Annotated in this window: 12 protein-coding genes and 1 CRISPR repeat array; all 12 genes read right to left on the bottom strand. The window is 43.7% G+C overall.

Going from position 1 to position 13,707, the window contains the following annotated elements; genetic code table 11:
• Positions 1-12: 12 nt before the first annotated feature.
• A CRISPR array of direct repeats spans positions 13-940; the repeat unit is 28 nt; unit sequence TTTCTAAGCCGCGTATTCGGCGGTGAAC.
• Between the two features lie 159 nt (positions 941-1,099).
• A complete protein-coding gene (gene nucC / locus FW758_RS21365; protein ID WP_220592839.1) occupies positions 1,100-1,822 on the bottom strand; it encodes a CRISPR-associated endodeoxyribonuclease NucC in 723 nt (240 codons plus the stop codon).
• A 1-nt stretch (position 1,823) separates the two neighbouring features.
• Positions 1,824-2,960: a type III-B CRISPR module RAMP protein Cmr6 gene (gene cmr6 / locus FW758_RS21370; RefSeq protein ID WP_446446441.1), complete on the bottom strand. Its 1,137-nt coding sequence runs from the start codon at positions 2,958-2,960 to the stop codon at positions 1,824-1,826.
• Entirely contained in the window at positions 2,960-3,385 is a 426-nt protein-coding gene (cmr5, locus tag FW758_RS21375) for a type III-B CRISPR module-associated protein Cmr5 (protein WP_446446442.1), read from the bottom strand. The genes cmr6 and cmr5 overlap by 1 nt, the downstream gene beginning before the upstream one ends.
• A gap of 3 nt (positions 3,386-3,388) precedes the next feature.
• Complete coding sequence (gene cmr4, locus FW758_RS21380) at positions 3,389-4,252, bottom strand: type III-B CRISPR module RAMP protein Cmr4 (RefSeq protein ID WP_446446443.1); 864 nt, start codon at positions 4,250-4,252, stop codon at positions 3,389-3,391.
• Between the two features lie 23 nt (positions 4,253-4,275).
• Positions 4,276-5,415 carry a type III-B CRISPR module-associated protein Cmr3 gene (locus FW758_RS21385; RefSeq protein WP_446446444.1) on the bottom strand — a complete coding sequence of 380 codons (1,140 nt, stop codon included), beginning with the start codon at positions 5,413-5,415 and terminating at the stop codon, positions 4,276-4,278.
• A 2-nt stretch (positions 5,416-5,417) separates the two neighbouring features.
• The gene (cas10, locus tag FW758_RS21390) at positions 5,418-7,259 is read right to left on the bottom strand and encodes a type III-B CRISPR-associated protein Cas10/Cmr2 (RefSeq protein WP_446446445.1); all 1,842 of its coding nucleotides are present in this window, start codon (positions 7,257-7,259) and stop codon (positions 5,418-5,420) included.
• Positions 7,259-8,437: a type III-B CRISPR module RAMP protein Cmr1 gene (gene cmr1 / locus FW758_RS21395; RefSeq protein WP_446446446.1), complete on the bottom strand. Its 1,179-nt coding sequence runs from the start codon at positions 8,435-8,437 to the stop codon at positions 7,259-7,261. Before cmr1 ends, cas10 begins: the two co-directional genes overlap by 1 nt.
• Before the next feature lie 45 nt (positions 8,438-8,482).
• Entirely contained in the window at positions 8,483-9,040 is a 558-nt protein-coding gene (gene cas6f / locus FW758_RS21400; RefSeq protein WP_259581211.1) for a type I-F CRISPR-associated endoribonuclease Cas6/Csy4, read from the bottom strand.
• Between the two features lie 870 nt (positions 9,041-9,910).
• A complete protein-coding gene (locus FW758_RS21405) occupies positions 9,911-10,285 on the bottom strand; it encodes a hypothetical protein (RefSeq protein WP_446446447.1) in 375 nt (124 codons plus the stop codon).
• A gap of 854 nt (positions 10,286-11,139) precedes the next feature.
• Complete coding sequence (locus FW758_RS21410; RefSeq protein ID WP_446446448.1) at positions 11,140-12,510, bottom strand: Fic family protein; 1,371 nt, start codon at positions 12,508-12,510, stop codon at positions 11,140-11,142.
• A gap of 188 nt (positions 12,511-12,698) precedes the next feature.
• Positions 12,699-12,938 (bottom strand): DUF4113 domain-containing protein, encoded by a 240-nt coding sequence (locus FW758_RS21415; protein ID WP_081248465.1) that lies wholly within the window; start codon positions 12,936-12,938, stop codon positions 12,699-12,701.
• A 282-nt stretch (positions 12,939-13,220) separates the two neighbouring features.
• On the bottom strand, positions 13,221-13,424 hold the full coding sequence (locus tag FW758_RS21420) for an antitoxin Xre/MbcA/ParS toxin-binding domain-containing protein (RefSeq protein ID WP_446446449.1): 204 nt from the start codon (positions 13,422-13,424) through the stop codon (positions 13,221-13,223).
• Between the last annotated feature and the right edge of the window lie 283 nt (positions 13,425-13,707).

Raw genomic sequence — 13,707 nt, forward strand, 5'->3', positions numbered from 1 at the left:
GACCAACAGTCATTTCTAAGCCGCGTATTCGGCGGTGAACCATAGGCGTTGGAATTGATTTCAGCCGACTTTTTTCTAAGCCGCTTATTCGGCGGTGAACAATTAGATTAAGTTTGTTCTGTCTTGAGGCGTTTTCTAAGCCGCGTATTCGGCGGTGAACAACTAAGACATGTTCCATCACCTGAAATAATATTTCTAAGCCGCGTATTCGGCGGTGAACGCAGATTCACTCGATTTAGTCGAGCTAATCATTTTCTAAGCCGCGTATTCGGCGGTGAACTAATGCTGAGTTGTTTGGGCCTAGTGCTGGTATTTCTAAGCCGCGTATTCGGCGGTGAACGATTCGCACGGTAATGAGTTGGAGATTGGCAATTTCTAAGCCGCGTATTCGGCGGTGAACCTGATTCAAGTGCGATTATTACGGCTTTTGGTTTTCTAAGCCGCGTATTCGGCGGTGAACTTTGATCGCGAAGGCGAAGCTATTGCAAGAGATTTCTAAGCCGCGTATTCGGCGGTGAACCTCCATTAAACTTCACCAACTCTTTTGCTGGTTTTCTAAGCCGCGTATTCGGCGGTGAACGTAAGAACGCCTGATGAGCAAACAAACTGGATTTTCTAAGCCGCGTATTCGGCGGTGAACAAGACTCTTTTATGGCTTACTTATGCATTAATTTTCTAAGCCGCGTATTCGGCGGTGAACACCCAAATCGAATACATGTTATTTGTTTGAATTTTCTAAGCCGCGTATTCGGCGGTGAACGGCGACAGAAAGTTAAATTAGATATTGAATCATTTCTAAGCCGCGTATTCGGCGGTGAACCAAGCACATAGTTCGAACAAGCAGTCGCCCAGTTTCTAAGCCGCGTATTCGGCGGTGAACGAGAAGGATCACCGCCACCGAGTATACCTTTGTTTCTAAGCCGCGTATTCGGCGGTGAACTATGGCAAAACACCATTAAGGATTTGATTATTAAAGAACAATTAAGATTTTTAGCAAAAATACCTTTATTTTTATACCTAAGCGCTAAGCCGCGGTTTATCAGCGTTTGACGGTGGGGCGAAAAAAGAAGGTATTTTTACGGTACTACACACTTCATCGCTATTCGAGCCATTTACCATAAGCATGGATATCGATCATGGGCACAGTGCCGCATTTTTGTAGCTGCGATAACAACTCAAACAAAAATGCCGTAGTCGCTTTTTTATGCTGCATGACTTGCATCCGCTGATGGTCATTATCGTAATAAAAAAAGCAGTCATCGGCGGCACAGCCAATGTTGAGCATCCCCTTATCCGCTTGGTCATTCTCAAGATGGCCCATTAGCGTATCTGATATTTTAAACTCATTTTCAAGCGTTAATAATCCACCAATAATCCCGATAAGTTCTCTGGGTGGATGAACGCCCCCAGCATGGGGAATAGGCAAGCTAGTACGATGTAACTCCCTCACGCTTGCTACTTTTTTACGAGCAGCATCGATATGTTGTTTATTTAATGTCTGTTTTACTTCAAAAACTGCGTAAACACTTTCAGCTGGGATGATCAACTGCTCAGCATAGTGAAAAATAAACGGTGAATACTGACGGTCATAAATCACCACATCAATTTGTTCGCTAAATTGGTTTTGACTATCAACCACAAAAGCACGACTTGCACGATAGCGTTCCGGTAAATATTGGTTAAACAAATCCACCCATACATTTTCGGCACCATCCCCCTTTACTACTGAATGCTTAAAGGATTTTCTGACTGTGGTTAATTTGTGCTGAACGTCTGAATGTAAATTTTCAAGTAATTCTGAAAGTTGCCAGTCTTGAGCCATGTTATTTACCCTTTAATTGCTGTAGACGTGTTTTCCGGATTAAATGATTGGGATTTTTCTTATTACTTGGTTCATAACCAACTTGCTTGAGGCACTCTGCTAATAACGTTCTATCTTGTGCAGTCCAACTTTCTATTGCTGTATCAATCCAATTTTCAACTTTAAGTTGATATGCTGCATTATCACGGTGCTTAAGATAATCCGCCCTTAATTCCGCAATAATTTGAACAGGTGGTTTGGCTTGCTCGGCCTTTGCTGCGGCTTCCAATTGCTGTTCAATTCGACGTTGAGCTTCAGCTTGCCTTTGCTCACGCACTTCTGGCGATAACCGTTTTTCATATTCATCCAAAAGCCTTTGCATTAACTCTTGATCAACCTTCATATAACCATAACCGGCAGCAGTCTTGGCACCAATGCCATTGTCGGCTAAGGCTTTTCCTACTATGGTTTGGCAAAGTTCGATGGCTGTGGGCTCACCTTCAAGCACAAATAAGAAACTGCCCTGTACCGCTAACAGATGATTAGGGATCGGGCTGTCCTTATCTGACGGTTTATCTTGCTTGCCGTTGTAATAGGCTTGATGGTGTGTGGTGACCACATCCAGTACAAATGGCTTATGCTCTTTTACCTTAGGTTCAGGAACCCACCACGCATCGTGGAAAGTGACTAAGCCTGAGACACGATGAAGCTGTTCGCTATCGGCGGTGCCAAACAGTTGTTCAAGTTCATCGCTATGCCCTGCCAAATGCTGATTTGCCCAAGCGCGAGCAATCCCTTTTACACTCGAACCCGGAATATACGGCATGCCGTAATTACGATTTAGGCTACAACCGGTTTCTAATGCCCCTTGACCAGTTAGGCCAATAAGCAAACGGTTTTCTAGCATCATTGCCGATTGCGTAAAACGACTAGCATCACTCGTTAGGTCAAACCAACGGTTAAAGGCATTTTTGTACTCTTGCGAAGCGGGTAGTTTAACGATTTTTTCTAAATGCCCTGTCTTCTTATTATCTAATTTACCGTCACTATTTTTTTCTTTATTAGCGTCAAGCATGCCTTTTTGCAATAAAAGACTTGGATTGACGCTATCCGTCTGGCAAAAAGCGGATTGTATTTTATTGCGCACTAAGGCTGTCATTACTTGACCTCCGCAGGATGATGATGTTCATCATTAACTTCGCCTGTGGCATCAATCTTTAACACACCTTGCACATAACGGCGCAACCAGCCTGCAATTTCCAGTGCCTCACGGGTCATGCGCATGATTTGATGCAGATCCGATTGGATAATTTCGCCATGTAACGCTTCACCATTGGCGATATTGGCAAGCTTTGCGTCCACCTGTTTAAACACTTGGGTAAGATCCTCAAGCAATGCTTGGTGATGGTCCTCATTTTTAGCCAGTAAAAAACCGGTGGTTTGCGCTAAGCCATTTTGCAAAATCATGGCGGGTAATTTATGTGCGAGCGTGGCGTATTTTTTATTATCTTCAATTCTCTTTTCTTTACGGGAATTGATCTGCTTAAAGGTGGCGGTGGCAACGATTTGACTACGTGGTTGCATGCTTTACTCCCCTTTGGCCGACTGAGCAATAAACTGCACTAAGCCATTGCCTGTACCCATGTTGCCACCCATTTGCAGCACAGGTTTGTTATTGATAATGTCGTTAAACCTAGGTCGTTTATCGCCATTTTTATCGTTCAAACGGGGTTCATCTACCGAGAACACGCCCCATAAGACGCTTTCAGCGGGTAAGCTTTCTTCGGTCCATAATGCCCCATTATCAACGACGCCAGTCTCTTGATTAATTCGAATACGGGTGCGAATTTCGGTGGCGGTTTCGGCCAAAAAGGAGAAAACCGTATCAGGTAATACGATGATACGCTTGCTCATGTCGCTACAGTCCGGGCTGTCTTTTACATAAAGCGTTTGAGCAATATTTTCAGCCCATTGTTGGGTGTACTCACACTCTTGGGCTTTGAGATCCAAATCTTCTAGCACCATCAAGTTATCTTGATGATTAGGATTGCCTTTAGGGTATAAAGCTTGATCATTGGCAGGTGTTGGAACCTTTACATCCAGCTTTTGATCTTTTTTGTAGCGCTGCAAAATAAATGGGCATGTCGCATAGGCCAAAATACCGTAAACGGTTCGCACGGGCAGCAGTAACAAATGGGCATCGGTTATCGACAACGCACCCGCAAAACTGGGCTCACCGTCTTGTTTGTCATAACCAAATAATGACTGACTTAAATCTGATTCTTTCAGGCTAATATGCGCTTTTAACACGCCGCGCACGGTGGAGCCGGGGACGATCGGCAAATAAGAAGCTCGCTCGCGGGCAATAGGTTGATCGACAATGCCAACAGATTGGCCTGAGCCACAATGCAAAATGGTTTGACTGAATAAGTGATAAACATGAAACGACATAACATAGTCCTTTAAAAATAGCGTTAAATAGTAAATTGATAGGCAGCAGGCAGCGCCAAACCAAAGCCGTTAAGGTTGCTTTGTGGGTCATCGCAAAAATGCGCTAACCAGAGCGAACGAATATCTTCATCCGTAGCATCGCCTTCAATTTCAAACCAATACGTGACTCCCGCGGGGATCATCTTTTGCGCCGCACGTGGTGTGTTATTCACTAAATCCCAACCTGATTGCGGGATCCAACGCTCTAATGCGGTTGCGCGTAACTTGACGGTTAGGTTTTGACAGCATGGTGGTGTACCGACCAAATCATCATTCAACCAGGTTGGTAACCAACCATTGCTAAATAACGCTGGCGTTAAAAAGGTCAGCGTAAACCCTTTGGATTCGATGATGGATGGCACCAGAACACTGGGTAAGGAGGGCCATAAAGTGCAAGCCTCCACTGCTGCTAAACGCCGCTCACCGCCCAGATTAAGCAATGGCAAGGTTATGTCGCCGTCAATACCAGCCAAAATGCTTATACAAGCTTCAGGAAAAGTTTGATGATCAGCACGTTGCTGCCACATGCTTAGCCCTGTGGTTTGAAAAAGCTTGCCCGATTCAACATTGCGGCTGTGATTATTAATAGCAATATGCGTGCGAATATCCGGCTCAGCGGGCGTCCAACCATTTGTTATGACCTGTTTAAAACCCAGCGCATCACCCTTTCGCCATGCGACTAAGTCGTTAAATGACCACCAGTTAGGGCCGGAAACTGGCTTGCCACCACGAGCATTTTCAGCAAACAAGGGCAGCAAGCCATTGGGTAGATCGCAGCCTTCACCTTCAGAAAACGCCATAGGTTTAGAACGCACTAAATGCGAGAGTTGAGTCTGTTCGTCATAAAAATACTGCACATCGGCAGGCTTAGGTACCAAGATATGTTCTTCGCTTGGGGCGTCGCCATTGATAGGACGTTTAACCGCGAGCGGACCTTTGACAGCAAGTTTTAACAGCTCGTTATTCAACGGTTTTCCGTTACTGCGAGCATGGATATTACGCAGCGCCCCTGCAACCGTTGATGGTGGTGGAAAACGAGCAGCTTGTGCATCAGAGATTTCTTCAAACGGCCGACCTGAGCGAATAATCAGAGGGTCTTTAGGTTCAATAAGGTAATACTGCATGATTATTCAGCGCCTCCAATATCTGCGGTGGTTTTAGCACTCAGCCAGCACGCTAAGATAAGTAGATTGGCGAGTTCGTCTAGTGAGTAACGTGATGCTTGTTTGCGAAGCTGTGATTTGAGCTTCTCCAGAGCAGCCTTCTTTGACTCTTTAATCTGTTCAGGTGTCTTCCCTGATTCTTCAACACTTACGTTAAAATCCGCTCGTGTTAACATGCGCTCAAGCTCACTTGCTCGAATGCCTGCTAACTCTTCTTGCCCCGCAGTCCACTTCAAATGGACTGCCATTTCTCGTACCTCTTGCATGATGCGAGTTGGCATCCAACCCTGTGCAAAAGCGTGAGTGAAATCGGTCAGCGCTTTTAATGTCTCATCATCATCCCAGCGACAACGCCAGGTGATCTCATGACCAGAGCGAATGCCTAAATGTATGGCAAGCGCATTGCGGGGCTTTTGTTCTTTATTACCTTTAGCGAATTTTTCTGCAGCAATCGCGCGATGGCGAAGTTGACGCATAGGCTGGACAAAATGCCCAATGGCTAAGCCCACGGATAAGGTTGGATAAAGCGCTTCACTCAGTTTCAACTCGGCTGCAATAACCTTCATCTTTTCTTTAAAATCATCGGCTAACTGTTTAGCACACGTCATTGCTTGAGCTAATGGCACAAAGGCTAATACATCATCACCACCAGCATAAATGGCATGCCCGCCGTGATCTTGTAGCGTTTTACGCACACTGGTCGCAAATTCATGCAGTGCTTTAGAAATCGCTTTTGAATCATCATGAGTCTTGGCTTGAGCCAATAATTCCCCCATACGATCGCCATCGGCTTTGAGCAAAACGCCGTAAGGTACTGGGGAGGATTTAATGGCTGCGAGCTGTTTTTGTAGCTTGTCTTTAAGATCGTGATCAATATCGGCTTGTGTCAAACGGCTTAAAAAGAGGTATTCACTATCAAAGGGAAAGTCTGCATATATGCCATCATTGCCTTTAACTTGCGTAACATGCCCTGAGTCCAAAAGCGGCTGATACGCAACTTTTAGTCCAGCTCGCTGTTCGTCACTTAAATTATTAAGCCAACCATGCGCCACAATACGACTAAAGGGCGTAAACTGCTCCAAATTACCCGCTCGGCGTTTTACCACACCTAAAGCATCTAACTCTTCTTCATTTGTCAGGCCCAAAAACCGTCTTTTCTGCTGTAATTCTTGATCGCTAATGTGCAGTTTTTTTGCAGCATCCCGCGCGGTGAGTTTGTTGGTGACCGTATTATTAGCACCATCCAGCGTGGATTTGTGTAACGCTGCCATGCAGTCTTTCATAAACTCAAAATTACGTGACTGCTTGCGGGCATGTAATAACTGACCAAGACGTGTTGAGGTAGCCTTATATTCGTGATTATCGAGTGAGACCCACGCCGAAAAGATTTCTAGCACATCATTTTGCTGTTGTTGCCAGCGCGCGCGGTCAATCCCTGCATTTTGCAGCTCATTTTTCGTTAATACTTCAGCAAAAATACCGACTAATCGATCAAATGCAGCGCCCTTGGCTTTTTCTAACTTATTCTGAAGTTCCTCTTTGCTATCTGCAGAAATCACGGCTCGAATAACGTTAGCAATGTTGGCTCTCGGCTCATCAGATGATGATTGAGGCAGCAGTTCTGCCTCTGGGTGTTCTGGGTTAGGAAATATCAAACAGCCATTTTGTGTTTGATGCAGCTTAAGTGCTACTGCACGCGCCACTTCCGACAATAACCATGATCCACACCAGAGATCTTGTGCACGCCTTCCCGCTTCAATCAAACTTTGAACAGGGCCAATACTGATGGCCACTAAATAATCCATTATGAGTTTCCTTCTTTAAAATATTCGAGGAAGGCGGAAAGTGGATCGTTGGCTCTTAACTGGCCGTCTTTACCAATCATCGGTCTAATGATTTCTGCCAGCCTAGTTCTTTCGTTTTCACTGGTAGGCCAATGGTTTGGCGTGCCATTCTTCGGGGCAGGGCTTAATTCTAATGGTTCATTCAGAGCAGTTTGCCAATTGGGTAGCAATAAAGCGGCAGCTTGCCATTGATCCCCATTTTTGTAAGGCCGAATAATCAATGGACTTGCCATACGCTGCGCGTCTTTTGGCAAGAGGGTCATAGTGTTAGGTTCGGTTCGACTTCGATCATTGAAATCAAAAATGATTGGCATGCCAAAAGCGGCTCTCGGGAATACATTTCCAGCTTTATGCTCAGGTTCGTGATTAGCTTTATGCTTATTGGACATTCGACGAAGTTGATCTGGCTCAGGCCAGCGACTGCGTCCTGGGCGATTTCCTTGTCCTTCATTCCGACCAAGTTCCCTGCCTTGCCGAAATTTATAAAGTAACTCTGTCGCTTTTTTCCATATGTCCTCAGCAGAGTCTGAAGATTGTTCTGTCAACGCTATTTTCCCACCAATAGTCTCAACCTCAGTTGCATCAATGGTTTTAATCGCGTCAACAACCACAGCACCAAAACCACGCCGAGTTCTTGCGCCAACGCCACCAAACGATGCCCACCAACGTAAGGACTCTTTGACTTGCTTTATCTGATCAGAGGTAATGTCGTCTTTGTAGCGAATCTCAAGGACAAAGTTATAACCACTAGGTAAACAATAAGCTTCATCCGCAGCACCAAGCGCATATTTAACACCCGAACCAGCCAGCTTTTTCGAGCTAACCAAATTGCTCATAATGACATTTTTAGATATCACTCGAATTTGAACTTGGCTCGCTATAGCAGCTTTATCGCCAATCCCACCCCAAATGGCTTCTTCTTTTTCTCGCATAACTTTAGGGTCTTTCGGCCCACAAGCAATACGCCACCAAAAGCGTAACTGCCCACGAATAGCACTGGCGCGAATGGGCATGTCTTTATCGACTTTCCCCGCCTCGACTCCACCACCGAACATAGGCGTGACTAAGGTACATTGATAAGTTATCCACTCGTTTTCTGAAGGCTCTTTTTTTAGTTCATCACGCAAGCCATCAAGCAACTCACCCTTTATTTGTCTTCGCATATTACGAACTCTTCCCTAAATCTAAAACCAAGGCACTGTCGCCGTATTGCTTAAACCATATTTTGAAAAGGCGTTATCGGCTTGCCGTGGAGGACTGAGCGATTGCTTGATAAAGAGTCGAAATAATTGATGAGTCGATTGGCTTTTGATTTGCACAAAAGGAAAATCGAGTTGTTTTGATAAATCTTCGGGGATTTGAAGGCAAGATTCTTCGTAACTGATTGAGCGTCGTTTCATGGCTCGACGACGTAAACTATCAAGGTTGCTTTGCGCATGCACCCGCGAGACTAAGCAATGCTGACTGGTGTTTGGAACAACTAAAATGTCAGAAACCTGCGCATAGTCACTTAGCCCTTTTCGCCAGTGCAATTGTTCAAGTAGCTCTAACGCCGCACGACTGGCATGGATCCTTAAGTGTTGGCCTAGGCATTTGCTAGACAATGCAGGGAAACTAATGGCGATATTCCCTTGGGAAACCTCAACCAAGGCTCGGTGCAATTTGCTAAACAACGCATTCATCAGTATGGGGGCCGAAAACTCGGGATCCTCCATGAGTTTAATATCCAAATAATGATCCATAACACTCCCTAGTTTTTAGACTTAACATCTTTTAGAGCAACATATTCATTTAAGTTATGTTTCCACCCATCAGCTTCAGTTCGTCCTTCTAATGCATAAACAAAACTCTCTAATATATTATCTTTAGAAGGAAAAACCTTGCTTTAAATAGCTAATGCTATGTAGTGATTTAGTAAATTACTATCTCACGCTTTCACCTACGCCTCGAAAATCAGGCAGGCTTCCGCACATGGCTGTCGCTACCACAATGCGAATTTAATCTGTTTAACACTGATCTTGTAAGCGCAATAATCAAAGCATTCCATCGCAGTAAGTACTGCGTTCATCTTGGCTATAGATCCGGCTAAACTTTAATAAAAACAAGAAGATTATACGTTTGCACAGGGAGTGATTAGTGATAAGTATCAAGAAGTTGTGATTTAACACATTTTGATACATCGTCCCTGATGCAAGTGTTTGTCATCGCAGTGCTGTGATGCGGTATTTATTGAATGTGCACTTTGAGCTCGTCCTTGTTAGATAAGTAATATAACATCCAATTTACAATATGAATACCTGTAACTTTAGTGATTAATATTACATTTCAGATAGTTAATAGACTGCTAAATTAGACTTCAATTTCAAATTAGGTAGAGTTTGTAGTATTAGGCACTGTAAACGATAACGAAGCAGAGTCGTTAACCGCGAACTTTAGATCAACAGGCAGTAGAAACAACCGAGGTAGCCAAGGTTATTCCCATTGCAATGAAAAGTGGAACCGGCATATTTACCAAGATAACGGGCCGAACCTTTGATAAAATCCTGTCAACGGGTTAGCAGTCTTGGTGGACAACCGGCTAACCCGCCAGCCCTCGCAAGAGGGCGTTCCTTCTAATTCATCCTATCTAGCAGTGCCATTTCGGCTTTTCTTAGCCAGAAGATGTAAGACTTTTTGCTGTCAAATCCCATTAAGGCCCACTGCTCTTTGCAGAGGTAATGGGCGCGGATAGCGCGTTTGCAGTTTATGGATAACTGCTCAACGAGATGGTCAAAATGGGCTACATGGGCAGGCACGTTGAGTTCGTGCTTTAAGTTGCCGCCGCCCAGCGCTTCACCTAAGCGGTCGCAGGCGCTGCGGTTCGAAAACCCCTTGCCCAATTCTTGGTGCACCCAATAGCGGCCCCAGCGATATAACCCTAACCGCAACGCCTTGATGTTCATCCTCTGCTCGGGTTCATTGTGCAAGCCCCCCAGATAAAAACTCATAGTTTTCAGTTGGAGTGACAGTGACGAATACGAACCCCATCGGCGGATCACCACCTTCTAAGTTGGTAGTACCAATTACTACATCATTAATTCGAATTTCGTAGATCACTCAAACCTCTTATCTAATCCATGGTATTTGTAACTATTTGATTTTAATTTTTTATTGGTGAGCAAATGTGAAAACGCGGACGAAGGTAGGATTAAAATTTTCCAAAATCCTCATAATTTGAATATGCCTGTCCAGTTTTTAGGCATAGCAAGGAATTGCAACATTTGAGTTATATGCATGAAAATTTCTAGGCCAGAGAGTCTGCTTTAGATTGAGCCACAGACAACTTGTTAACTTACCTTGGGGCATAACTTTGCCAGCATTCTCACTCAGTATGAATAGCCAGATTTAAATTCGACAGATTCCGGTTCCAAGAATATACTACTAAAGCTTGTTATGAGAAACGCGGCTTCGGCTCCACTCGTAGACAGATGAATTCAAATAGCCCTGTTCTCTTCCGCGCATAGCGTATTGACCGCAGTTAGCGCGTAAGAGAGCCACTTAATGTGGCTCTTATCGTTTATAGAAACGCGATATTCGAGGGTGAATGAGCGTGATAGATTCGCCCTTTCAGTACCCACCATAAGAAAATTTGGAACTGTTTCATCTTAAGGAAGATCATCAGTATCTTACTGACTCTAGGATTGGGGCTAAAGCGCATATAAGATTGTGAGCTACTACCACGAAGAAATCTAAGATTAACGCAACGCATACTCCAACGAGGGTCGCCAGACATTTTCATAAAGTTGTATGTTCCGTTAAATCTCATCAGTCTGTCTTCACGTGACAACGCAGCTGATGATGTTCATCCTAAAAAATATTCTGTCGCTTTACCTATTTTTTCACGTCCGAGTATTCCTGCAGTAACCATGTCATCAAGTCTTTGCTTAACCGTGTTATAACTAAGCCCCAGTAGTTTTTCGACCTCTCTGGCTGTAATTGTCGGTTTTTTTCGATAACGAGGCTCACCAGCAACAAAACCAATAATTTTTTTCTCAATATCTTCTAAATCAGAATACTGCTCGGCCAATTCAGTCATTCGATATGCGGCACGCTCATATGCAGAAACGAATTCAGTAATGGCACGATTGATAATACTTAACTGATATCGAATAAAATAGGTTAAATCTAAGTTGTCCTGCTCACAATCCAGATAGCTCTGACCGTATTTGATGGGCGATTTTTGCAACAGCGCTGAAATCGCAATATAGCGGAAACCCGTATAGCCACACTTAAACAGATACCAATAAAACAAAGCTCTTGCTATCCGTCCATTACCATCACGAAACGGATGAACATAGCCAATCACAAAATGAAGAGTGATTGCCTGTATAACCGGGTGAATGTGATCGTCAGTCGAGTTTAACCAATTCACGACGCGGGATAATAGGCACTCAATAGCATCATGCTTTGGTGGCTGATGAACGACCTCACCATCAGCGTTCATAACCGCAATATCATCTGTGGTTCTAAATACCCCAGAGGTGTAGTTTTTCTGCTCTAAGTACTTCGTACCCATTCTATGTAAGGTTTTTATCAAATCAACACTGAATGCCTCATCCTTGAGGTCCCACGCTGCATTCATTAAGTCAGCATTCCCAACAATCATCCGCTCACCATCAGTACAAGGCCTACGCTTCTTTCGGAGCATTTCTTTCGCAATCAGCGTCGTTGTTGCAGCGCCCTCTAGCTGACTACTCGATATAGCTTCATCATCAATCAAATTATTTTTAAAGTGCTCAAAATGTACGCTTTCTCCGATTTGCTCAAGCACTCCGAGCATCGCACTATGCGTGGTGTAGCGGTCAATCTGTGACAAAACCCGACTAAACTCATGCAAGTGATTAAATCGGCAATATGTCATGAAGTCAGGAGATTGCGATAGCGCTCGGTTTACGGACTCCGGCAGGTGTAGTGGTAACGGTTTATTTTCTAACGGGGTGAGATTGATTAGCGAACTGTCTCTATGTAGCCGAACTAACCACCAACAGAAATTAACATTTAGGCTAGGCTTAACGCTGCGTCTAAATTCATCAAAGGAATGATACTCGATATGAAGTGAACTGATGTAATCCATGTATTTATTAGGATCATCACCATGATTACGGATCTCAAATATAACATCACTGATAGTGCTAAACGGACACTCAGGCGGTGATAGATACTGACCTGACATAAATTTTATCTCAAAAAATCCAGTTATTGAGACAAGATTAATCAAATTGATAGAATTGAACGAGCTTTTTGTTACATAGAACTTCATTCATGGCTTTACAGTAATTAACGTACAGAGGCTTCATTGAATGCATTGCGTTAGGGCAAACGTGTAAATCTCTCTAATCACTTTATCTCGGGCAGACAATTCTACCCGGTCGCACAGTGTGGTGTGAGCATGTCTGGCCGCGTGTTCCATTTTTGCGCGATACCTTGAGTAGCAATTAAGTGTGTGTCTGCGCCGTAACGCTGATTGTTACTATCAAGAATTTGTATTAACGCGGGGTTAACTTTTAGCGCGTAGAACAAATCTAACCGGCGGTGTTTATGCTCACTAAATCGATTAACACTACACCGATGTTGTAAGGGTGATGACGGCGCATTTCTCATTCAAGCTGTTTCAAGCTAACTGGGCATCCCTTTTCAACCACCAACAGACTTAGACTGACGCCCTTCCAAATGAGTTATAGCGATATTAATGTTTGATAATCAAAAAGGTAGCAAAACATGTGTTTGGGGTTTTCATCTGGCCAGGTCAAAAAGGCCTTTGATAATCGCTCAGGCAAAAACCTTACGAGAAAGCTCAGACATTTATAGCCCTGTGTTACAGGGCATGCTTAATGGGATGTAGGATCGCAAGTGAGCATGGCCGTTTCAGTGCACTATTGAAGGCTAAGAATACTCCCCTGTTTCTATTTTATTTAGCCATTCATTGACTAATTTACAGCCCTCTGGTGTTTGCATTAATGCGATGGGCTTATTGTTACCTAGTACTGGGATTTCACTATTAAACAGTGTTTCAGCGAGGGTTTTCTCACCATAAATTTCACATGCCCTATTAAATAGGCACTCGGTACTTAGTGATGTTGAGTTCATAAGGTTAGTTCGCTTCTCGTAAAAGGTGTCATTCCAAGTGTAGCAAAATCATCAATGATTAGCCCTGTCATAATCATTTTCTGTTCATCAAGATATTTAGCGGCATTCATAGGTTTGAAAATACTTTTTAGCATAACAATTCACTCTGGACGATTAACTGCTTATATCTTTAGGCTGTATATTACGCTGCAATACACATTACTATTGAAATATATATCAAATAAAATTAAGTGTGCGCGGAAAAATAAAAGGAAAGTTAAATTAACCACACTGTCAAAGTATT

Source organism: Shewanella sp. 1180_01, assembly GCF_052850535.1.

What these genes read in the sequence shown, in the direction of transcription:
- FW758_RS21420 (WP_446446449.1), bottom strand. Translation starts at nt 13,424, where the DNA reads ATGAACTCAACATCACTAAGTACCGAGTGCCTATTTAATAGGGCATGT.
- cmr6 (WP_446446441.1), bottom strand. Translation starts at nt 2,960, where the DNA reads ATGACAGCCTTAGTGCGCAATAAAATACAATCCGCTTTTTGCCAGACG.
- cas6f (WP_259581211.1), bottom strand. Translation starts at nt 9,040, where the DNA reads ATGGATCATTATTTGGATATTAAACTCATGGAGGATCCCGAGTTTTCG.
- FW758_RS21405 (WP_446446447.1), bottom strand. Translation starts at nt 10,285, where the DNA reads ATGAGTTTTTATCTGGGGGGCTTGCACAATGAACCCGAGCAGAGGATG.
- FW758_RS21415 (WP_081248465.1), bottom strand. Translation starts at nt 12,938, where the DNA reads ATGAGAAATGCGCCGTCATCACCCTTACAACATCGGTGTAGTGTTAAT.
- cas10 (WP_446446445.1), bottom strand. Translation starts at nt 7,259, where the DNA reads ATGGATTATTTAGTGGCCATCAGTATTGGCCCTGTTCAAAGTTTGATT.
- cmr4 (WP_446446443.1), bottom strand. Translation starts at nt 4,252, where the DNA reads ATGTCGTTTCATGTTTATCACTTATTCAGTCAAACCATTTTGCATTGT.
- FW758_RS21385 (WP_446446444.1), bottom strand. Translation starts at nt 5,415, where the DNA reads ATGCAGTATTACCTTATTGAACCTAAAGACCCTCTGATTATTCGCTCA.
- nucC (WP_220592839.1), bottom strand. Translation starts at nt 1,822, where the DNA reads ATGGCTCAAGACTGGCAACTTTCAGAATTACTTGAAAATTTACATTCA.
- cmr5 (WP_446446442.1), bottom strand. Translation starts at nt 3,385, where the DNA reads ATGCAACCACGTAGTCAAATCGTTGCCACCGCCACCTTTAAGCAGATC.
- FW758_RS21410 (WP_446446448.1), bottom strand. Translation starts at nt 12,510, where the DNA reads ATGTCAGGTCAGTATCTATCACCGCCTGAGTGTCCGTTTAGCACTATC.